At 70.6% G+C, this 20,313-nt stretch carries 18 protein-coding genes; 8 read left to right on the top strand and 10 right to left on the bottom strand.

The window, feature by feature from the left end; all coding sequences use genetic code 11:
• Positions 1–751: 751 nt before the first annotated feature.
• Genes QOM21_RS18515 through pdhA form a run of 3 tightly spaced genes read right to left on the bottom strand, consistent with a single transcriptional unit; the run spans position 752 to position 4,721 of the window.
• Complete coding sequence (locus QOM21_RS18515) at positions 752–2,497, bottom strand: dihydrolipoamide acetyltransferase family protein (RefSeq protein WP_407551495.1); 1,746 nt, start codon at positions 2,495–2,497, stop codon at positions 752–754.
• Positions 2,497–3,531: an alpha-ketoacid dehydrogenase subunit beta gene (locus QOM21_RS18510; protein ID WP_398554226.1), complete on the bottom strand. Its 1,035-nt coding sequence runs from the start codon at positions 3,529–3,531 to the stop codon at positions 2,497–2,499. The genes QOM21_RS18515 and QOM21_RS18510 overlap by 1 nt, the downstream gene beginning before the upstream one ends.
• A complete protein-coding gene (gene pdhA, locus QOM21_RS18505) occupies positions 3,528–4,721 on the bottom strand; it encodes a pyruvate dehydrogenase (acetyl-transferring) E1 component subunit alpha (protein ID WP_407551492.1) in 1,194 nt (397 codons plus the stop codon). Before pdhA ends, QOM21_RS18510 begins: the two co-directional genes overlap by 4 nt.
• A 223-nt stretch (positions 4,722–4,944) precedes the next feature.
• On the opposite strand from pdhA, the gene QOM21_RS18500 reads away from it, so the two are divergent.
• On the top strand, positions 4,945–5,481 hold the full coding sequence (locus QOM21_RS18500) for an Lrp/AsnC family transcriptional regulator (RefSeq protein WP_407551491.1): 537 nt from the start codon (positions 4,945–4,947) through the stop codon (positions 5,479–5,481).
• A gap of 207 nt (positions 5,482–5,688) precedes the next feature.
• Here QOM21_RS18500 and QOM21_RS18495 read toward each other — a convergent pair whose 3' ends face one another.
• Together QOM21_RS18495 and QOM21_RS18490 are read right to left on the bottom strand one after the other, a co-directional pair.
• The gene (locus QOM21_RS18495) at positions 5,689–6,279 is read right to left on the bottom strand and encodes a TetR/AcrR family transcriptional regulator (protein WP_407551489.1); all 591 of its coding nucleotides are present in this window, start codon (positions 6,277–6,279) and stop codon (positions 5,689–5,691) included.
• Between the two features lie 2 nt (positions 6,280–6,281).
• A complete protein-coding gene (locus tag QOM21_RS18490) occupies positions 6,282–7,799 on the bottom strand; it encodes a 3-hydroxyacyl-CoA dehydrogenase (RefSeq protein ID WP_407551487.1) in 1,518 nt (505 codons plus the stop codon).
• Between the two features lie 314 nt (positions 7,800–8,113).
• Between QOM21_RS18490 and paaN the strand changes: the two genes are divergently transcribed.
• The gene (paaN, locus tag QOM21_RS18485) at positions 8,114–9,796 is read left to right on the top strand and encodes a phenylacetic acid degradation protein PaaN (protein WP_407551485.1); all 1,683 of its coding nucleotides are present in this window, start codon (positions 8,114–8,116) and stop codon (positions 9,794–9,796) included.
• 455 nt (positions 9,797–10,251) lie between these two features.
• On the opposite strand, the gene QOM21_RS18480 is transcribed toward paaN, so the two are convergent.
• The 3 genes from QOM21_RS18480 to QOM21_RS18470 form a co-directional block, all read right to left on the bottom strand.
• A complete protein-coding gene (locus QOM21_RS18480; protein ID WP_407555717.1) occupies positions 10,252–10,920 on the bottom strand; it encodes a TrmH family RNA methyltransferase in 669 nt (222 codons plus the stop codon).
• Positions 10,921–11,027: 107 nt separating this feature from the next.
• Positions 11,028–12,524 (bottom strand): HTTM domain-containing protein, encoded by a 1,497-nt coding sequence (locus tag QOM21_RS18475; RefSeq protein WP_407551483.1) that lies wholly within the window; start codon positions 12,522–12,524, stop codon positions 11,028–11,030.
• Positions 12,521–13,075, bottom strand: coding sequence for a DUF5819 family protein (locus tag QOM21_RS18470; protein ID WP_407551481.1), 555 nt, complete (start codon positions 13,073–13,075; stop codon positions 12,521–12,523). Before QOM21_RS18470 ends, QOM21_RS18475 begins: the two co-directional genes overlap by 4 nt.
• A gap of 281 nt (positions 13,076–13,356) precedes the next feature.
• Between QOM21_RS18470 and paaA the strand changes: the two genes are divergently transcribed.
• The 6 genes from paaA (at position 13,357) to QOM21_RS18440 (ending at position 18,500) form a co-directional block, all read left to right on the top strand.
• Positions 13,357–14,307 (top strand): 1,2-phenylacetyl-CoA epoxidase subunit PaaA, encoded by a 951-nt coding sequence (paaA, locus tag QOM21_RS18465; protein ID WP_407551479.1) that lies wholly within the window; start codon positions 13,357–13,359, stop codon positions 14,305–14,307.
• On the top strand, positions 14,304–14,645 hold the full coding sequence (gene paaB, locus QOM21_RS18460; protein ID WP_407551477.1) for a 1,2-phenylacetyl-CoA epoxidase subunit PaaB: 342 nt from the start codon (positions 14,304–14,306) through the stop codon (positions 14,643–14,645). The genes paaA and paaB overlap by 4 nt, the downstream gene beginning before the upstream one ends.
• Positions 14,645–15,358 (top strand): 1,2-phenylacetyl-CoA epoxidase subunit PaaC, encoded by a 714-nt coding sequence (gene paaC, locus QOM21_RS18455; protein WP_407551475.1) that lies wholly within the window; start codon positions 14,645–14,647, stop codon positions 15,356–15,358. The genes paaB and paaC overlap by 1 nt, the downstream gene beginning before the upstream one ends.
• Positions 15,352–15,849, top strand: a complete 498-nt coding sequence (gene paaD, locus QOM21_RS18450) for a 1,2-phenylacetyl-CoA epoxidase subunit PaaD (RefSeq protein ID WP_407551473.1) — start codon at positions 15,352–15,354, stop codon at positions 15,847–15,849. Before paaC ends, paaD begins: the two co-directional genes overlap by 7 nt.
• Positions 15,849–16,898, top strand: a complete 1,050-nt coding sequence (paaE, locus tag QOM21_RS18445) for a 1,2-phenylacetyl-CoA epoxidase subunit PaaE (protein WP_407551471.1) — start codon at positions 15,849–15,851, stop codon at positions 16,896–16,898. Before paaD ends, paaE begins: the two co-directional genes overlap by 1 nt.
• 468 nt (positions 16,899–17,366) lie before the next feature.
• On the top strand, positions 17,367–18,500 hold the full coding sequence (locus QOM21_RS18440) for an acyl-CoA dehydrogenase family protein (RefSeq protein WP_407551469.1): 1,134 nt from the start codon (positions 17,367–17,369) through the stop codon (positions 18,498–18,500).
• A gap of 329 nt (positions 18,501–18,829) precedes the next feature.
• On the opposite strand, the gene QOM21_RS18435 is transcribed toward QOM21_RS18440, so the two are convergent.
• Together QOM21_RS18435 and QOM21_RS18430 are read right to left on the bottom strand one after the other, a co-directional pair.
• Positions 18,830–19,174 (bottom strand): rhodanese-like domain-containing protein, encoded by a 345-nt coding sequence (locus tag QOM21_RS18435; protein WP_407551467.1) that lies wholly within the window; start codon positions 19,172–19,174, stop codon positions 18,830–18,832.
• A gap of 9 nt (positions 19,175–19,183) precedes the next feature.
• Entirely contained in the window at positions 19,184–20,272 is a 1,089-nt protein-coding gene (locus tag QOM21_RS18430; protein ID WP_407551465.1) for a J domain-containing protein, read from the bottom strand.
• Positions 20,273–20,313: the final 41 nt, after the last annotated feature.

Here is a 20,313-nt window from a genome sequence, read left to right as displayed (position 1 = left end):
GCTGGGCTCCTTCCTCTGGGCCCCGACTTCTGGGACATCGAGCCCGTCCGGACTTAGCCCCGTGGGGACTCAGTCCCGTCCGGACTGCTGGTCTCGTAGGGCCGGGCCTCGAAAGCTGCGCCCCGTACGGCCCAAGACCTACACCGCGCAGGGCGGCGGGGCCGCAAGGCGGAAGGGCGACGGGGCAACGGGGCAACGGGGCGACGGGGCGACGGGGCGACGGGGCGACGGGGCGGGAGTACAAGGACCGCAAGCCCTGCAGCCCGCAACGCCCCAGCTGCCAGAACCACAAACACACAGGGGACGAGCCGAAGAGGGACGAGCCGCAGGCCACATCCCCCGCCCCCGCCCCAGCTCCCCGGCCAACCCGCCGACCGCCGATCACCGACCTGCCGACTCACCAACCCGTCGCCCCGCCGCCCCACCGACTCCCCGACTCCCCGACTCCCCGACCCCGCAACGACGCCACAGACCGGAACGTGGCGACGAGCCCGGGGCCGGGGCCGCCGACGCGACCGCGATGCCGTGCGGCGCGAGATCGTTGAGCCCCACGCTCACCGGCCGACCACGCACCTGGACGTCTCCCCATGGGTGCACGCCCCGACCGCCCAGCCCCACTTCTCGCCGGCCAACTCCACAGCGCCAGCTCTCGCCTCGCCTCGCCTCAATCAACGGTCGCAACCGCCCTCAGCCAACCCGCCCCTCAGCCGAACGCGCCCCTCAGCCAACGCGCACGGCAGTCTCCGCCCAGTTACAGCGCCCGCAACAGCAGTGCCGGCTGTTCCACGCAGTCGGCGACGAACCGTAGGAAGCCGCCCGCCGTGGCGCCGTCGCATACCCGGTGATCGAAGGTGAAGGAGAGCTGGACCACCTGCCGGACCGCCAACTCACCGTTGTGCACCCAGGGTTTGGCGGCTATCCGGCCGACACCCAGCATCGCGGCCTCGGGGTGGTTGATGATCGGTGTGGAGCCGTCGACCCCGAAGACGCCGTAGTTGTTCAGGGTGAAGGTGCCGTGCGTCATCTCGGCGAGGGACAGGCCCCCACTGCGCGCGGTGTCGGTGAGCCGGGCGATCTCGTCGGACAGTTGCTCCGCCGTACGGGCATGGGCGTCCCGGATCACCGGAACCACCAATCCGCGCTCGGTCTGGGCCGCGAAGCCCAGGTGGACGGCGGGCAGCCGGACGATCTCCTGGGATTCCGTGTCGACGGTCGCATTCAGCTCGGGGAACCGCGCCAGCGCGGCCGTGCAGACCCTGGCCAGGAGAGCGAGGAGAGACACCTTGGCGGCGCCCGGCACGTTCATCGCCTTGCGGGCGGCGAGGAGTTCGGTGGCGTCCGCGTCCACCCAGCAGGTCGCGTCCGGGATCTCCCGTCGGCTGCGGCTGAACTTCTCGGCGGCGGCCCCGCGCATCCCACGCAGCGGAACCCGTTCCGCACCCGGCGCGGTCCCGACCCGACTCTCGGACGCTGCCCCGAAGCCGCCCCCGACGCCTGAGACGGTGGCACCCCTCGCTCCCAGACGGGCCCCGGCCCCAACCGTGCCCGTCACGCCCGAGCCCGTACCGACCGCGTCCGTAACGATGGCGCCCGTACCGATCGCGCCTGCACCGACGGCGTCCGCGGCGCCCATACCCACAGCGGTCGTGGCACCCGTTGCGGCGGCACCGGCCGCGTGCTCCTGGCCACGAATCGCACGCTCGACATCCGTACGGAGAATCAGGCCCTCCCGCCCGGTTCCCGTCACCTCTCGCAGATCCAGACCGTGCTCCCGCGCCATCCGCCGCACCAGAGGCGAGATGACGGCCACGGCACGGCTCCCGGAAAGCTCCGCCTCCGGACTCACCGACTCCGCTGCCCCATCCGCCCCGGCAGATCCAGCAGTTCCTGCTCTCGCTGCGGTACCGGTCGCCTCGGCAACCGCCGACGATCCTTCAGGCACAGCGGCAGCGGAATCTGCGATTCCGGCGGCTGTCCCCGACGCAGGGCCGCCGCCTGCCCCCGGCCGGATGCGCCGCCGCCGCGCCGCGGAGGCACTCGTGCCGTATCCGACGAGCACATTGCCCGATCCTGAGTCCGCCGACCCCGAGTCCGCCGATCCGGAGTCCGCCGATCCGGCCCGTGCCGCGCCCGCGTCCGCGCTCTGGTCCGACGCGCCCGTCCGACCGGAAGCCGTCGCCGACCCGGACTCCGTCGCCCCCGCCTCGCCCGAGTCCGCGGCCGGCCCACCCGTCTCAAGGTCGTCCGGCACCGCCCCAACGGCAACCATGACCAGCGGAGCTCCGACCGGAACCTCCGCCCCCTCCTCACCGAAACGGGCGGTCACCACGCCCCCATAGGGGCACGGCACCTCCACCAGCGCTTTGGCGGTCTCGACCTCCACCACCGGCTGGTCGATGGCCACGACCTCGCCGACCTCGACCATCCAGTGCACGATCGTCGCCTCGGTGAGGCCCTCCCCCAAGTCGGGAAGGGTGAATTCACGGACCACGGCCATCACTCACCACGTCCCTCGGTCCAGTCCGACTCCCACTGGAGGCGGGCGACGGTGTCCAGAATCCGGTCCACGCCCGGCAGGTGGTGCCGCTCCAGCATCGGCGGCGGATACGGGATGTCGAATCCGGCGACGCGCAGAACCGGCGCCTCCAGGTGGTGGAAGCAGCGCTCCGTGATCCGCGCCGCGATCTCGCCCCCCGGGCCACCGAAGCCGGTCGACTCGTGGACGACCACCGCTCGTCCGGTGCGCCGCACCGACGCACAGACCGTCTCGTCATCGAACGGCATCAGCGAACGCAGATCGAGGACTTCCAGATCCCAGCCCTCCGCCCGGGCGGCCTCGGCCGCCTCCAGGCAGACCGGCAGCGACGGGCCGTAGGTGATGAGTGTGGCGCTGTCGCCGCGGCGGCGGACCTCGGCGCGGCCTATGGGGGCGACGGCCGTGGGGGCGTCGGGCGACCAGTCGGCCTTGGACCAGTACAGCCGCTTGGGTTCGAGGAAGATGACCGGGTCGTCGGAGGCGATGGAGGCGCGCAGCAGCCCGTAGGCGTCGGCGACCGTTGCCGGGGTGACGACATGGAGGCCGGGGGTGGCGAGGTAGTACGCCTCGGAGGAGTCACTGTGGTGCTCGACCCCGCCGATCCCGCCGCCGTAGGGAATGCGGATGGTCAGGGGCATCGGCATGGCGCCGCGGGTGCGGTTGCGCATCCGCGCGACATGGCTGATCAGCTGCTCGAACGCCGGATAGGCGAACGCGTCGAACTGCATCTCCACGACCGGCCGCAGCCCGTACATGGCCATGCCGACGGCGGTGCCCAGGATGCCGGCCTCGGCGAGCGGGGTGTCGCTGCAGCGGTCCTCGCCGAACTCCTTGGCCAGGCCGTCGGTGACCCGGAAGACGCCGCCCAGAGCGCCGACATCCTCCCCCATGACGTGGACCGTCGGGTCCTCGGCCATGGCATCGCGCATCGCGCGGGTGAGCGCCTGCGCCATGGTGGCGGGCTTGCGCGCGGTGGCCGGAGCGATGGTCGTCATGGTCGGTCCCCCTCGGCGGACTCGGTGGCGGTGGCCGGCTCCTCGGTGTGGCCGGCGGCCTCCGCGTCCAGCTCGGCCCTCAACTGGGCCGCCTGCTCCCGGAGTTGCCCGGTCTGCTCGGCGTACACGTGGGTGAACAGGTCCATGGGGTCGAGCTCGGGGTCCTGGTTCATCCGGTCCCGCAGGCCGGCTGCCAGCTGCTCCGCGCCGTCCCGCGTGTCCTTGAGAAATTTCTCCGTCAGCAGGTCACGCGCTTCCAACTCGCTCTCCAGAAGGGCTATCGGGTCATGCGCCCGCCAGGTCTCGACCTCGGAGTCGGTGCGGTAGCGGGTGGCGTCATCGGCGTTGGTGTGGGCCTCGATGCGGTAGGTGACGGCCTCCACCAGCGTCGGGCCGCCGCCGCTGCGGGCACGCTGCACCGCTTCGCTGAGGACCTCGTGCATCGCGGGCGCGTCATTGCCGTCGACGAGGCGGCCCGGCATGCCGTAGCCGACCGCCTTGTGGGCCAGGGACGGCGCGGCCGACTGCTTGGCGAGCGGTACGGAAATCGCGAAGCCGTTGTTCTGGACGAGGAAGACGACCGGGGCCTGCCAGACCGCCGCGAAATTCAGCGCCTCATGGAAATCGCCCTCACTCGTGCCGCCGTCGCCGACCATCGCCAGGGCGACGACATCGTCACCCTTGAGACGAGCGGCGTGCGCCAGGCCGACCGCATGCGGAAGCTGGGTGGCCAGGGGAGTGCACAACGGGGCGATGCGGTGCTCGCGCGGGTCGTATCCGGTGTGCCAGTCGCCGCGCAGCAAGGTCAGCGCCTGCACGGGATCGAGGCCGCGGGCAACGGCGGCGAGGGTGTCGCGGTAGCTGGGGAAGAGCCAGTCCCGGTCCTCGAGCGCCAGCGCGGCGGCGACCTCGCAGGCCTCCTGCCCCGTGGAGGACGGGTAGACCGCCAGCCGCCCCTGCCGGGTCAGCGCGGTGGCCTGCGCGTTGAACCTGCGGCCGCGCACCAGCTGGGCGTACAGCCGCGTCAGCAGTCCGGGGTCGAGCCGCCGCGCGGCCTCCGTCCCCAGCAGGCGGTACGGCTCGGCGTCGGGCAGGAGGGGCGCCGGGTCGACGCGCGGCCGCCAGGCGGGCGGCGGGCCGGACAGGCCGCTCTTGTTCCTGCTGCTGCCGGGCTGCTCAAGGACCGTCATGACGAGCACCTCCTCGAATCGAAGGGGTGGCGCGGAGCGCCTCATAGGGGTGGGGGGCGGGCGACGGGTGGGCAGGATGCATACGGTCGGGGCGGGTAGCCCTTCCCTACCGATTGTTCGGTCGCTGATGCAATTTGGCTACAGGCGGGGTCGGCCTGTGGACAAACGGTTCTCCACAGCTTGTGATGAAGTCAGGGTGTCCACAAAGGGGAGGCGGGACCATATGCCGGACGAACAGATGGCCAATCCCGGCGGCCGGCCGCCGGCAGCACCGGCGCCCGCGCCGCCCCCTCCGGCCGCGCGTCCCCTGGACACCATCGACCGCTCGATCCTGCGCATGCTGCAGACCGACGGAAGGGCCTCGATACGCTCCGTCGCCGAGCGCGTGCATGTCTCGCGCGCCAATGCCTACGCCCGGATCAACCGGCTGATCGAGGACGGCGTGATACGCGGCTTCAGCGCCCGCGTCGACCAGGAACGCGCAGGTCAGGGCGCCTCCGCATACATCACGCTGAAGATCGTTCAGAACTCCTGGCGGACCGTACGGGCCCAGCTCACAGCGCTGCCCGGGGCCACCCACATCGCGCTGGTCAGCGGCGATTTCGATGTCCTGCTCCTGGTGCACACCAAGGACAACCGCGAGCTGCGGGAGCTGGTCCTCACCCGGATCCAGTCGATCCCGGAAGTGCTCAGCACCCGCACCCTGCTGGTCTTCGAGGAAACCGACCTCGGTACGGAACACGGGCCCGACCAGCAGTGACCGAGAGCCTCCGGTGCCCTCGCGGCGTGGGCCCTCCTGCGAGCCGCACGCGCCCCTACGGCCGTACGACGGGGTGAGGCTTTACCCACGGCCGGCAGCCGGCGCCCCCTGACCCACGCAACTCATGGCTGACAGCCGGCCTCCCCTGACCCACACGGCCCACGGCCCCGGACAGCCCACGGCCACCGCCCACAGGCGGCCCGCCCCTCAGGACCTGCGCAGGCCCGCGAACGCCGTCCGCACCACGGCGTCGGCGACCTCGTCCCGGCTGGCCGCGCCGCCGCGCCCGGGCCGGTACCACTCCACGATCGAATTGATCATTCCGAAGAGCAGCCGGGTGGCCAGCCGGATGTCGACATCCGCCCGGAGATCCCCCTCGTCGGCCGCCCGCTTGAGCAGGTCGGCGACCTGGTGGTCGAAATCGCGGCGGCGCTCCATGGCCCACCGCTCGCTGTCGGTGTTTCCGCGCACCCGCAACAGCAGCGTCACATAGGGCAGTTCGTCCATCAGCACCTCGGCCTCGCGCCGGGTGACGTACTCCAGCCGCTCGATCGCCCGCCCCTCGACGGCGCCGGGCTCCTCCAGCACACCGAACAGCCCGTCCAGGGCCCGGCTTATCGCCCGGTGCAGCAGCTCTTCCTTGCTGCGCACGTGGTGGTAGATCGAGGACTTGGAGATGCCCGCCGCCTTGGAGAGGTGCTCCATGGAGGTGCCGTCGTAACCGCGCTCGTTGAACACCTCCACGGCGACCGCGAGCAGCGAATCGGGCGTGTAGGTGTCGCGCTTGGCCATGGTCATGATTAGAGCACCTGTCCCTGCACTTCCGCACGGCGCCGCAGTGCCCAGGAGGGGGCGTAGCGGCCGCCGGCGCTCTGGTGGTCCAGGGAGTCCAGCAGATCCCGCACCCACCGGGCGCCGAGGCGCTCCGCCCACTCCAGGGGGCCACCGGGGTAGTTCACGCCCAGCCGCATCGCGGTGTCGATGTCCTCGGGGCTCGCGACCTCCCGGGCCACGGCGTCCACGGCGAAGTCGACGATCATGGCGACCGTCCGGGCGACGATCATGCCGGGTACGTCCCGGACCACGCTGACCTGCTTGCCGAGCGCCTGGAACAGCCCGACCGCCTCGGCGAGGTCCGCTTCGGAGGCGGTCTCCGACGGGGCGAGCGCGATCCGGGTCGCGGCACGGTAGTCGAGCGAGAGGTCGAAGCGTACGCACCGCCCCTGGGCACCGCTCGTCGCCGGGGCCCCGCTGGTGAGGCCCAGAGCAGCGCCGCCCGGCAGCCGGATGACGCCTGCGCCCCCGTCCGCACGCTCGCCGGTGATCTTGATGCCGGCTTCCTCGATCAGCTCGCGCAGTCCCGCGGCGGGGCCGGGCAGCTCGCCGTCCAGACCGACGCTCTCCGGGGCGGGGCACGCGGCAGCGGTGCGCGGCGCGGGCCGCTCGGCACCCTCGGCGTAGTCGAACCAGCCGCGCCCGGCCTTACGGCCGTGCAGCCCGGATTCCACCAGCCGCCGCTGCGCCAGGGACGGCGTGAATTTCGGGTCCTGGAAGAAGGACGTCCACACGGAGTGCGTGACCGCCTCGTTCACGTCCTGCCCGATCAGGTCGGTCAACTCGAACGGGCCCATCTTGAATCCGGCGCCCTCTCGCAGCACGGCGTCGATCGTCGCCGGGTCGGCGGCCCGCTCCTCGTAGGCGCGCAGCGCCTCGGCGTAGAAGGGGCGGGCGATGCGGTTGACGATGAACCCGGGGGTGTCCGCGCAGCGCACCGGCGTCTTTCCCCAGGCCGCGGCGGTGTCGTACGCGGTGGCCGCGGCGGCCTCGTCGGTGGCGAATCCAGTGATGACCTCCACGAGCGGGAGCAGCGGGGCGGGGTTGAAGAAGTGCAGGCCCACGAATCGCCCGGGGTGCCGCAGCGGGCCGGCGACGGCGGTCACGGACAGCGAGGAGGTGTTGGTGGCCAGCAGACAGTCCGCCGGAACGATCTCCTCCAGGGCGGTGAACAGCTGCTGCTTGGCGGGCAGTTCCTCCAGAATCGCCTCGACGACCAGCGCGGCGTCGGCCAGGTCGGCGAGTTCGGCGGCGGGGGCCAGCCGGTCGCGCGCCGCGTCCCGCTCCTGCGCCGTGATCCGGCCTTTTTCGGCGAGCCGATCCAGCCGCCGCACGAGGGCCTCGGCGGCCTCACCGGCGCGCCCCGGCGCCGCGTCATAGAGGCGTACGCGGTGGCCGGCGACCAGCGCCACCTGCGCGATTCCCTGCCCCATGGTGCCGGTACCGACCACTGCCACGGTGCTGCTGGTCTCTATTGCCGTCATGCCGACAGATCCTCCCCGACCGAATTGTCCACAGGTTTGCCGGGCCCTCTTGCCCCGACCGATCGTTCGGTTACTCTAACTCCGTCGGGTTGTCCGCTCCCAGATCCACGACCGCTGTCCGCATCGTCCACTCCGGCCGGCCACCGCGCGGCCGCACCGCACCTCTCTCACTTTCATCCCTCAGCCCTTGCCCGCACCTTCGCCCCATAGCTGTTCCCGCAATCCGCACCTCCGCAGTCCGCACTTCCCATTCCGCACCTCTGCTTTCCGCCCCCATCCGCTCTCCGCCCGGCTCGACGAGGAGTTGGTCATCGATGGCCGCCGAAATGACCGCAGCGCAGTTGATCGCGAAGCACCGCCCGACTCTCGACCAGACGCTGGAGGCGATCAACAGCCGCGCGTACTGGTCCCCCCACCCCGAGAACCCCAAGGCGTACGGCGAGGACGCCGCGCCTGCGGGTCTGGCCGCCTTCGAGGCGCTCCGCGGCAAGCCGTTCGACCTCGACCAGCCCGGGACGGACGACTGGGTGGGCGAGGAAGTCTCGCCGTACGGACCGGAGTTGGGCATCAGCTATCCGCATCCGGATGTGGACGTCCTGCTGCCGAGCATGCGGGCCGCGATGCCCGCCTGGCGAGCTGCGGGGCCCGAGGCGCGGGCCGCGGTGTGCCTGGAGATCCTCGCGCGGATCAGCGCACGCACCCATGAGTTCGCGCAGGCCGTCATGCACACCAGCGGGCAGGCGTTCATGATGGCGTTCCAGGCGGGCGGCCCGCATGCGCAGGACCGCGGCCTGGAGGCGGTGGCGTACGCCTACGCCGAGCAGACCCGCACCCCGGAGCAGGCGGCGTGGTCCAAGCCGCAGGGCAAGCGGGATCCGCTGGAGCTGTCGAAGACCTTCACCGCCGTGCCGCGCGGTGTGGCGCTGATGATCGGCTGCAACACCTTCCCGACGTGGAACGGCTACCCCGGCCTCTTCGCCTCGCTGGCCACCGGCAACCCGGTGCTGGTCAAGCCGCATCCGCGCGCCGTGCTGCCGCTGGCGCTGACGGTCAAGGTGGCGCGTGAGGTGCTCGCCGACGCCGGCTTCCCCGCCGACCTGGTCTGCCTTGCGGTGGACAGGCCGGGTGAGGGCCTCGCCAAGACGCTGGCCGTCCGCCCCGAGGTCCGCATCATCGACTACACCGGCTCGACCGAATTCGGCGACTGGCTGGAGACGAATGCCCATCAGGCGCAGGTCTTCACCGAGAAGGCCGGCGTCAACACCGTCGTCATCGACTCCACCGACAACTACAAGGGCATGCTCAGCAACCTGGCCTTCTCGCTGTCGCTGTACAGCGGCCAGATGTGCACCACCCCGCAGAATCTGCTGATCCCCCGCGCCGGCATCACCACGGACGCCGGCCCGAAGTCGTACGACGAGGTCGTCAGCGACCTCGCGGGCGCGGTGAGCGGCCTGCTCGGCGACGACGCACGGGCCAACGCCCTGCTGGGCGCGATCGTCAATCCGCAGGTCAAGGAGCGCATCGAGAGCGCGGCCGGGCTCGGTGAGGTGGCGCTGGAGTCCCGCGCCGTGGCCCACCCCGAGTTCCCCGACGCGACCGTCCGTACGCCGGTGATGGTCAAGCTGGACGGCGCCGAGCCGGGCTCCGAAGCGGTCTATCTGTCGGAGTGCTTCGGCCCGGTGTCCTTCGCCGTCGCGGTCGATTCCGCGGCCGACGGGGTGGAGCTGCTGCGGCGCACGGTCCGTGAGAAGGGCGCCATGACGGTCGGCGCGTACACCACCTCCGCGGAGGTGGAGCAGCTGATCCAGGATGCCTGCCTGGAGGAGTGCGCCCAGCTGTCACTGAACCTGACCGGCGGCGTCTATGTGAACCAGACGGCGGCGTTCTCCGACTTCCACGGCTCGGGCGGTAACCCGTCGGCCAACGCCGCGCTGTGTGACAGCGCGTTCGTGGCGAACCGCTTCCGGACGGTGGAGGTGCGGCGCCCGGCGTAGGGCCTCTATGGCGGGCCCGGCAGTGCCTGAATATCTGGTGCCGGGCCCTCGGGCAGTGGACGGTGAGCGGTTCGACGCCTGCCGTCCACGGCCTTCGGCCCGCCGTTCTTGGCCCGCCGTTCATTGCCCGCCGCCCCTTGTCAGCCGGCCCTCGTACTCCGTGTCCAGGTGGTGGCGTACGGCTCACGCGTCGAGTCGAGTCGGGGGAGGCTGCGGGCCGCTTGCCGAGCGCCCGCCGTCACGGACCTGGGCGGCTGGCAAGTACCCCTGCGGTCTCAGGGCGGCTCAGGGGCCCCTGAGGCTGCTCCCGGCCCGGGGAAGGGCAGGCAACCACGGCACCATGTCCGACGGCTCGTCCACTGCGCGTGGTTCTGGCCTGCCGGGTAGGGTCGCGGCCCGGCATTGCACTGCACGGCGCCCGGCAAGAGCGCGCCACGCCAACGCCCCTCGTGGACTCAGATGCCGGTCTCGCTCGGCGCCTCGATGTGGGCATGGCGGCCGATCCAGGCGTGCATGGCGATGGCCGCCGCGGCACCCGCATTGATCGAGCGGGTCGAGCCGAACTGCGCGATCGAGCACACGACAGAGGCATGACGGCGCGCCTCTTCGGTCAGCCCCGGCCCCTCCTGGCCGAACAGCAGCACACAGCGGCGGGGCAGCACGGTCGTCTCCAGCGGCACCGCCCCGGGGAGGTTGTCGATCCCGATGATCGGCAACCCTTCGGCGGAGGCCCAGGCGGTGAGGTCCTCGGTGCCCGGGTGATGCCGCACATGCTGGTAGCGGTCGGTCACCATCGCGCCGCGCCGGTTCCAGCGGCGATGCCCGACGATATGGATCTCCTTGGCCAGGAACGCGTTCGCGGTCCTGACGACCGAGCCGATGTTGAAGTCGTGGCCCCAGTTCTCGACGGCCACATGGAAGTCGTGGCGGCGGGTGTCGAGGTCCGCGACGATGGCCTCCCGCGTCCAGTAGCGGTACTGGTCGACCACGTTGCGCCGGTCCCCGTGCGCGAGCAGCTCGGGATCGTAGTGCTCACCCTGCGGCCAGGGCTCGGGGTGCGGGCCGACGCCGACCTTGGGGCCGTACCCCTCGTCGTACTGGATCGGCTCGGCGGCCGAGGCCACCGCAAGGGCGGCACCGGCCCCGTCGGCCGGGGTGCTGTTGCCGCCCGGGGCGGTGGGCTGATCCACGGGGTCGGTCCGCTCGCCGCCCTGGACGGTTCTCTCGCTGCTCACCCCACGAGCGTATGGCCACCGTCCCCGCTGTGTGTACGGGCCTCCGGCTCACCGCCCGCAGGCCCCTCGGCCGCGGTGGGGGTTCTACCGCGGCGGAACAGCCGGTCGCGCAGCTCGGAGATCCGTGCGGAGAGCCAGGTCAGGAAGTTCGTCGGCAGGAAGACCGCATCCGCCGCGATCATCGCGAGCGAGAAGAAGGGCAGCCCGAGAAGGAACGCGATCGAGAGGTGCTCACAGATCATCGCGACCAGCAGAACGTTCTTCAGCCGGCGGTTGAAGAGCGTGAACGGGAAGGCGACCTGCACCATCACCGTGCCGTAGGTGATGATCATGACCATCAGCCCGTTGCTGCCCAGCGCATCCGACAGCGCGGGCCATGGCGAGAAGTAGTCAAGGTGCATCGGATAGAAGACGGCGGTGCCGTCCTGCCAGCGCGAACCCTGGATCTTGTACCAGCCGGCCGTGGCGTAGATCAGACAGACCTCGACCACGATCACCAGCAGGGCGGCGTTGTGCGCGAGCTTTGCGAGGGTGTCCAGGACGATGCGCGGCTCCCCGGGGGCGTGCCGCTGCACCCACCACCACACGCCATGCGTCACCCACAGGAACCACAGCGTCAGGCCCCAGCCGACGTGCGGGAACGGGCCGTTCTCGAACCAGGTCAGGCCGTAGCTGCCGAGCAGCTGCGCCACGGCCAGCCCGAGGCCGAGTACGGCCCACAGGATGACTCCGGGAAGATCGCGGGCGGGGCGTGCGGCGGCGTCCGGGCCCGGGGCGGCGTCGGCGGCTGTGCCGGATTCGGCGTTCCCGGCCGCGGCCCGCTTCGCGCGGCGCGCGTCCAGCGACCACACCTGCCCGCACCGGGTCAGCACGAGATACATCGACATCAGGTGAATGACGTTGTCGCCGCCGTCACCGACGAAGATGCTGCGGTTCTGCAGTGAGAGCACACCGATCATGAACAGCACCGACATGGTGCGGGTGCGCCAGCCCAGCATCAACAGGGCACTGGCCACGATGGCGAGCAGGTAGACGCACTCGAACCAGGCGTTGCCGTCCGACCAGGGCAGCACGGAGAAGGCGTGGTTGCCGTCGAGGAGCCGGCGCGCCATGCCCAGGTCCCAGGGGTTGTCAGGCCCGTAGAGGTCTCGGCGGTTGGGCCATTCCCGGAGCAGGAACAGCAGCCAGGTCGCGGCGAAACCGATGCGGATGACGGCGGTTTGGTAGGGGGCCATCGCCTGGCTGCTGACCCGCGCGAAGCCGCGGCCTATGGCGCGCTCGATACGGGTCTCCTCGTAAGGGGCAGGATCGGGCGCGTCCTGCGAGGGCGAGGACTCCCGTGCTTCCTGCTCCTGCTGAGCTGCCGGATCCCCCTGAGGTGCCGAATCCCGCGATTCCGGTGACTTCTCGGGGTCCCTCGGTTCCGGGGTGTGCGGCTGCCGGGTGTCCTGCTGGTGCGTGCCCTGCGGCTGCTGCGGCGTCGGTGAAGTCACGAGTTCGTCGCCCCCTCGGGCAGGTCGTCTGCGGTGACCTGCCACCAGGGCAGCACGCGGTACACGGGCTTTACGCTGATCTTCTCGGTGCTCCACGACGGCGGGCTGACAGGAGTCGTCCTCGACCGCACCTGGATGCGCTCGACCCTGCCGCCCTCGGCCCATTCGGCGCCGAGCCGGGACAGCACGATGCGGCGGACATAGCGCTCGGAGAGCTCGCCGCGCGGCCCGGTGGACCGGTTCTGCGCATTGTGCGTGTTGAGGTAGAACTCCCAGCCCCGGCGCAGCTGGTTCTGCTCGGTGTGGCTGGGGAGCGGGTTGTGGTGGATGGCCCGTCCGTCACGCGCCGTCAGATCCGTCCAGCCGGTGCTCCAGGACTCCCCGGATTCGGTGCGCAGCTGCGCCCGGGCCTGGACGGCGATGTTCTGCTGGAGGGGGTTGGGTGCGAACAGCTTCCAGTTCTGCTCGTACTCGGGATAGACGTATTCGCCGATCAGGGTGCCTTGCTGCTTGCTCAGCGTGTTCGACGGCGCGACATGCAAAAACATCATGGCCAGATGTATCGCGACGACCACGGCGAAAGCGCAGCCTGCCGTGCCTATGACGATCCGCGAGGGTAGCGAGAGCGCAGCCAATGGCCGCGTTTCGTCCCCGTATGACTGCATTCCCGCCCCGTTCCCAGAATCCACTCGGCTGACTCCGCCACGGAACCGTACCTAGGCGGCCGCACCGGGCACACCCTTCCCCGAGTTATCCACAGGCTTGACACCCGCGGGCCGCCCACCCACCATTGAACCGAACGATCGGTCGGTCGGGAGCGAGGGGGCACCACATGACGACGATCGCGCCGGAAGACACGGCTCGCGAGGCGGTATTCGACGCCACCGTGGCCGCGGACGAGCGCATTGAGCCGCGGGACTGGATGCCGGACGCCTACCGCTCGTCCTTGGTGCGGCAGATGGCCCAGCACGCCCACTCCGAGATCATCGGCATGCAGCCGGAGGCCAACTGGATCACCCGGGCCCCCTCGCTGCGCCGCAAGGCGATCCTGATGGCGAAGGTGCAGGACGAAGCGGGCCACGGCCTGTACCTCTACAGCGCCGCCGAGACCCTCGGCACCAGCCGCGAGGAACTGCTCGACAAGCTGCACTCCGGCCGCCAGAAGTACTCCTCGATCTTCAACTACCCGACCCTGACCTGGGCCGACGTCGGAGCCATCGGCTGGCTGGTGGACGGCGCGGCGATCACGAACCAGGTCCCGCTCTGCCGGTGTTCGTACGGTCCCTACGCCCGCGCCATGGTCCGCGTCTGCAAGGAGGAGTCCTTCCACCAGCGGCAGGGCTACGAACTCCTGCTGGCGCTCAGCCGCGGCACCGAGGCCCAGCACGCCATGGCTCAGGACGCGGTGGACCGCTGGTGGTGGCCGTCCCTGATGATGTTCGGCCCGCCGGACGACGAGTCGGCGCACTCGGCGCAGTCCATGATCTGGAAGATCAAGCGCCACTCCAATGACGAGCTGCGCCAGCGCTTCGTGGACATCTGCGTCCCCCAGGCCGAAGCCCTCGGGCTCACGCTCCCCGACCCGGACCTGACATGGAACGAGGCACGGGGCCACTGGGACTTCGGCCCGATCGACTGGGACGAGTTCCGCGAGGTGCTCAAGGGCAACGGCCCCTGCAACGAAGAGCGGATCAACCGCCGCCGCAAGGCTCATGAGGACGGCGCCTGGGTGCGCGACGCAGCCGCGGCGCATGCGGCCAAGCAGGGGGAGGCGACCCGATGACGACACCAGGCACCACGCGATCCACCGCGTCGGAAACCAACGCGGCCGGCGCGGCTTCCACCGACTGGCCCTTGTGGGAGGTGTTCGTGCGCAGCCGGCGCGGCCTGGCGCACACCCACGCCGGCAGCCTGCACGCCCCGGACGCCGAAATGGCGCTGCGTAACGCCCGGGATCTGTACACCCGCCGCTCCGAAGGCGTCTCCCTCTGGGTGGTGCCCTCCGCCCAGATCACGGCTTCGTCCCCCGACGAGAAGGACACGTTCTTCGAACCGGCCGGTGACAAGCCCTACCGTCACCCGACCTTCTACGAGATCCCGGACGGGGTGCAGCACCTTTGATGAACGTCACGGTCACCCCGGCCCTTGCCCTCGGGGACGACGCCCTGATCCTCTCCCACCGGCTGGGCGAGTGGGCCGGCCACGCGCCGGTCCTGGAGGAAGAAGTCGCGCTGGCCAACATCGCGCTGGACCTGCTCGGTCAGGCCCGCATCCTGCTCTCCCTCGCCGGCGACGAGGACGAACTGGCGTATCTGCGCGAGGAGCGGCAGTTCCGCAACCTCCAGCTCGTGGAACAGCCCAACGGCGACTTCGCGCACACCATCGCCCGCCAGCTGTACTTCTCCACCTACCAAGAGCTGCTCTTCGAGCATCTCGCCTCGGGCACTGGTGAGTTGGCGCCACTCGCAGCGAAGGCCGTCAAGGAGGTCGCCTACCACCGCGACCACGCCCAGCAGTGGACTCTGCGCCTGGGCGACGGCACCGACGAGAGCCACGCTCGCATGCAGCGCGCGGTCGACGCCTTGTGGAAGTTCACGGGGGAGCTCTTCGAGCCGGTCGACGGCCTGGACGTACCCCTGCCCACGCTCCACGACGAGTGGACGACCCGCATCACCGCCATCCTGAACCGCGCCACCCTCACCGTCTCTGAGGGGCCGCAGCGGGGCGCCTGGACGGCGGGCGCGGGACGCCAGGGACTGCACACCGAGCCGTTCGGCCGGATGCTCGCCGAGATGCAGCACCTCCACCGCAGTCACCCGGGGGCGGCATGGTGACCACGACCGCCCTCGAAGAGGAGCTGCGCGCGCTCGCCGGCTCGGTACCGGACCCGGAGCTGCCGGTGCTCACCCTCGCCGAGCTCGGCGTGGTGCGCGACGTGAAGCTGACGGCACCGGACCGCGTCGAGGTGTGTCTCACTCCCACCTACACGGGCTGCCCCGCCATCGAGGCGATGTCGGCGGACATCGAGCGCGTACTCCACGACCGCGGCATACCCGAGGTCGAGGTCCGTACGGTCCTCAGCCCGCCGTGGACCACCGACGCGATCACGGACGAAGGCCGAAGGAAACTGGCCGAGTTCGGCATCGCACCGCCCCGGCCCACGGGCCCGGCAAGCGGACCGGTCGCCGTCGATCTCGCCATCCGCTGCCCGCACTGCGGATCGACCGACACCACCCTGCTGAGCCGCTTCTCCTCCACCGCCTGCAAAGCACTGCGTCGCTGCGAGTCCTGCCGCGAACCCTTCGACCACTTCAAGGAGTTGTGATGTTCCACCCGCTCCGGGTCCGGGAGATCGAGCGGCTCACGGACGACGCGGTGGCCGTCACCTTCGCGGTCCCACCCGAGCTGCGCGAAACCTTCCGGCACACCCCCGGGCAGCACATCGCGCTGCGCCGGACGGTCGACGGCCAGGAAATCCGCAGGACGTACTCCATCTGCACCCCGTCCACCGATGATCCTGTGCTGCGGGTGGGGATCCGCCTGGTCGAGGAGGGCGCCTTCTCGACCTACGCGCTCAAGGAGCTGATGGAGGGCGACACCGTCGAGGTCATGGCCCCGGCCGGCCGGTTCACCCTGGAACCCCGGCCCGGACACTTCGTCGGGATCGTCGGCGGCAGCGGGATCACCCCCGTGCTGTCCATCGCCGCCACCCTGCTCGCCCGGGAGCCGGACGCCCGCTTCTGCCTGATCCGCAGCGACCGCACGGCGGCCTCCACGATGTTCCTCGAGGAGGTGGCCGACCTCAAGGACCGCTACCCCCAACGATTCCAGCTGGTCACCACTCTCTCCCGTGAGGAGCAGCAGGCCGGCCTGCCGTCCGGCCGACTCGACGAGGAGCGACTACGTGCCCTGCTGCCGGCGCTACTGACGGTCGAGTCGGTGGACGGCTGGTACCTCTGCGGGCCCTACGGCCTCGTCCAGGGCACCGAACAGGCGCTTCGGACACTGGGGGTACCCCGCGGCCGAATCCACGAGGAGATCTTCCACGTCGCCGACGGCACCACCACCCCGGGCGCTACGGCCACGTCCGTGCCCGCCCACAGCTCGGTGACCGCCACCCTCGACGGCCGCTCCGGCAACTGGCCGGTGCAGGACGGCGAATCGCTGCTGGAGACCGTGCTGCGCAACCGCGCGGACGCGCCCTACGCCTGCAAGGGCGGCGTATGCGGCACCTGCCGCGCGTTCCTGGTGTCGGGCGAGATACGCATGGACCGAAATTTCGCCCTGGAGGCCGAGGAAGTCGACGCCGGGTACGTGCTGGCCTGCCAGTCGCACCCCGTAACCGAAAAGGTGGAGCTGGACTTCGACCGCTGACCAGGCGCCCGCCGACCACTCCGTCACCGAGGTCGCGTGCCCGGCCTGCCCACTGTCGCCCGGGGGAGCGCACATCCGCGCCCTGACCGCATCGCCCGGTCAGACAGTCACAGGCCGACTCTGACGCGATCCGGCGGCCGCCCCGGCGCTGCGGGACGCAGGCGGGCACCTGTCCACAGCCGCTCGTCTCCACAAAGACCCGGGGTTGTCCTCAAAGACCCGGGGTTGTCCTCGCCCGCAGACCGGCGTTCACCCCGGTCACACCAAAACCCCGGTCCCCGGCCTCGCCGGCGCCCCACACGCCCGCCCACACGCCCGCCCGAGCTCACACGAGGCGGGCAGCCCTCCGTCCCCCAACCGACCTCACCCACCCTCACCTATTCCGCCGTCGGCGCCATTCCCAATTCCTGCAACCTGTTCTACCTTGACGCATCGTCAGATTAAGGCGCCGCGTGGGAGGACAGACCAGTGGACTTCACCTTCACCGAGGAGCAGCAGGCCGCCGTCGAAGCGGCGAAGGCCGTCTTCTCGGGGGTCGCTCCTGATGACGTACCCAGCCCTTCGCTCACTACAGGAGCCGTTGCCGACGACTTCGACCGCGCGCTGTGGCGCAAGCTCGCCGACGCCCACCTGTTGAGCCTGCCGGTCCCACCCGAACACGGCGGAGCCGGCCTGGGACCGATCGCCCTCTGCCTGGTGCTGCGCGAGTCGGCCAAGGTTCTGGCACGTGTACCGCTGCTGGAGTCGGGCGCCGCCGCCCTCACGATTCAGCGCTACGCCAGTGCTGAGCTCCGCACCGAGGCGCTGCCCCGCATTGGCACCGGCGATCTCGTCGTGACAGTGGCAACAGCAGGCCGCACCGGGCACGATTCGGCCGAACTCTCCGTGGAAGCCCGGCAGGAGGGCGACGAGTGGATCCTCGACGGCAGCCAGACCGCGGTCCCCTGGGCACCGACCGCAGACCAGATATTGCTTCCCGCGCACACACCTGACGGCGACACCGTTGTTGCCCTCGTATCCCAGGACGATGAAGGCGTCTCTCTCGACGACCAGATCTCCACCAACGGGGAACGCTACGCCGAGGTCCGACTGCACTCCGTACGCATCGAAGCCCGAAAGATGATCACCGACCCGGGCGCCTGGGAGTCGCTACGGAACAACCTCACCATCGGCACCTGCGCCTTGGCCCTCGGCCTCGGTGAACGAGTTCTCTCCATGACCAGCGACTACACCAGCAAGCGCGAACAGTTCGGCTTCCCGGTGGCCACGTTCCAGGCCGTCGCCGTCCAGGCCGCGGACCGCTTCATAGACCTGCGTGCCATGGAAGCCACGCTCTGGCAGGCCGCCTGGCGCATCACCACCGACGCGGCCGGTCCACTGCCGGCGGCCGGGGACATCGCTGTCGCCAAGATCTGGGCCTCCGAAGGCGTCCGCCGTGTCGTCCAGACCGCCCACCACCTGCACGGCGGCTTCGGCGCCGACACCGACTATCCCCTGCACCGCTTCCACGCCTGGGCCAAGCAACTCGAACTCTCCCTCGGCCCCGCGGCCGCCCATGAGGAGACCCTCGGCGACCTGCTGGCGGCACACCCCCTGAGCTGAGACGGCCGCAGAAGGAGAAGCAGAAGGAGTTAGGAGACTCTCCACCTGCACGGGGGAGCCCAAGAAAAAGACGCTCCGCACCTCACGACGCCTCGCCGAATGAGGGCGGGCTCGGGGCGGCGTACGGAGCCGCGCGACGAGGCCCGGCGTCGGCATCCAGCACAAGAGAATCAGCGCGCTCCCGGAACACTCAACATCCCGATACGCAACCCGCCGCCAACTGCTCAACCATCAGCACCGCCCCGCGGCAACGAGGAACGGGCACCGGGCACCGGGCAACGGGCAACGGGCAACGGGCAACGGCAGAACGATGCCCACCCGCCGGTCCGCTAAATGACCGTCCCGGCGCCGCCCTTGCCATCCGAAACGGGACGGCCGGCGGCCTCCCATGCCTGCATACCGCCATCGACGTTCACCGCATCCAGACCCTGCTGGATGAGGTACTGCGCGACCTGCGCCGAACGACCGCCGACCCGGCACAGCACATAGACCTTGCCGTCCTCAGGGGCAGCCTCGGTCAACTCGCCGTACCGAGCGACGAATTCGCTCATCGGGATGTGCAGCGCGCCCTCGGCGTGCCCGGCTTCCCACTCGTCGATCTCCCGGACGTCCAGGAGGAAGTCATCCGACGTGAGAGCGTCGACACCGACCGTGGGCAGAGAACCAAATCGCATACCTCGACGCTACCCGACCAGCTGCGCGAGGTACGCCTCGCGCTCCGCCACATCGGCGAGCAGCTTCTCGGCGATCTCCTCGAGCAGGGCGTCCGGGTCCTGCGGCGCCATCTTGATCATCGCGCCGATGGCGCTGTCCTCCAGCTCCGCCGCGACGGCGGCCAGCAGCTCCTTGCGCTCGGCCAGCCACTCCAGACGCGCGTACAGCTCCTCGCTCTCGCTGAGCCGCTCCTCGACCGGCGCCGGGCCGGCCTCCCACTCCCGGACCAGCTCCCGCAGTGTCGCCTCATCGCCACGGCCGTACGCCGCGTTGACCCGCGCGATGAATTCGTCCCGCCGCGCCCGCTCCGCGTCGTCCCGCGCCAGGTCCGGATGCGCCTTGCGCACCAGGTCGCGGTAGACCTTGCGGGCCTCCTCGCTGGGACGGACCTTCTGCGGCGGCTGCACAGGCTGCTCGGTGAGCATGGCCTGCGACTCGGGGAACAGCCCGTCCGAACCGATCCAGCCGTGAAAAAGCTCCTCCACATCCGGCATCGGCAGAACCGAGGCGCGTGCTTCCTGCGCCTTACGGATGTCCTCGGGTGCGCCGGTACGTGCCGCCACGGCCTCGGCGATCTGCGCGTCCAGCTCGTCCAGGCGCGCGTACATCGGGCCGAGCCGCTGGTGGTGCAGCCGGGAGAAGTTCTCGACCTCCACCCGGAACGTCTCCACCGCGATCTCGAACTCGATCAGCGCCTGCTCCGCCGCCAGTACGGCCTTCGCCAGCCGCCGCGTCCCCTCATCCTGGGCCGCCTGATCACCAGGCGCACCAGCACCCACCTGGCCGGCCTCGTCACCGCCCTGACCAGCCCCGGTACCGGCAGCATCCGCGGCGACGTCCCCGGCGCCACTGTCGCCACCGACGGACTGGTCACCGTGACCACTGCCGTAGTCGTACTGACCCCCGGGTGCATCCTGGCCGGCGCGCGGGCCGTCCTGACCGCCACCGCGGGCGTCCGATGCCTGCGGGGCGGCCGGGGCATCCGCTGTCCCCAGCGCGTCCGATGCGTCCGGTCGGTCCTGGCCGTCCTGCGCGTTCTCCGCGTGCGAGTTCGTCACCCGGTCAGCGTACGGCCCATATCAGCCGACACTCTCCGCAG

This window comes from Streptomyces sp. Pv4-95 (assembly GCF_045782725.1).
In the GTDB taxonomy this organism is placed as follows: domain Bacteria; phylum Actinomycetota; class Actinomycetes; order Streptomycetales; family Streptomycetaceae; genus Streptomyces.
This window is presented reverse-complemented; position numbering and strand designations above follow the sequence as displayed.

Excerpts from the sequence above, each read along its gene's own strand:
- QOM21_RS18495 (WP_407551489.1), bottom strand. The coding sequence starts at position 6,279 with ATGACCATGGCCAAGCGCGACACCTACACGCCCGATTCGCTGCTCGCG.
- paaB (WP_407551477.1), top strand. The coding sequence starts at position 14,304 with ATGACGACACCAGGCACCACGCGATCCACCGCGTCGGAAACCAACGCG.
- paaC (WP_407551475.1), top strand. The coding sequence starts at position 14,645 with ATGAACGTCACGGTCACCCCGGCCCTTGCCCTCGGGGACGACGCCCTG.
- paaN (WP_407551485.1), top strand. The coding sequence starts at position 8,114 with ATGGCCGCCGAAATGACCGCAGCGCAGTTGATCGCGAAGCACCGCCCG.
- QOM21_RS18490 (WP_407551487.1), bottom strand. The coding sequence starts at position 7,799 with ATGACGGCAATAGAGACCAGCAGCACCGTGGCAGTGGTCGGTACCGGC.
- paaD (WP_407551473.1), top strand. The coding sequence starts at position 15,352 with ATGGTGACCACGACCGCCCTCGAAGAGGAGCTGCGCGCGCTCGCCGGC.
- paaA (WP_407551479.1), top strand. The coding sequence starts at position 13,357 with ATGACGACGATCGCGCCGGAAGACACGGCTCGCGAGGCGGTATTCGAC.
- QOM21_RS18510 (WP_398554226.1), bottom strand. The coding sequence starts at position 3,531 with ATGACGACCATCGCTCCGGCCACCGCGCGCAAGCCCGCCACCATGGCG.
- pdhA (WP_407551492.1), bottom strand. The coding sequence starts at position 4,721 with ATGACGGTCCTTGAGCAGCCCGGCAGCAGCAGGAACAAGAGCGGCCTG.
- QOM21_RS18435 (WP_407551467.1), bottom strand. The coding sequence starts at position 19,174 with ATGCGATTTGGTTCTCTGCCCACGGTCGGTGTCGACGCTCTCACGTCG.
- QOM21_RS18470 (WP_407551481.1), bottom strand. The coding sequence starts at position 13,075 with ATGATGTTTTTGCATGTCGCGCCGTCGAACACGCTGAGCAAGCAGCAA.
- paaE (WP_407551471.1), top strand. The coding sequence starts at position 15,849 with ATGTTCCACCCGCTCCGGGTCCGGGAGATCGAGCGGCTCACGGACGAC.
- QOM21_RS18500 (WP_407551491.1), top strand. The coding sequence starts at position 4,945 with ATGCCGGACGAACAGATGGCCAATCCCGGCGGCCGGCCGCCGGCAGCA.
- QOM21_RS18515 (WP_407551495.1), bottom strand. The coding sequence starts at position 2,497 with ATGGCCGTGGTCCGTGAATTCACCCTTCCCGACTTGGGGGAGGGCCTC.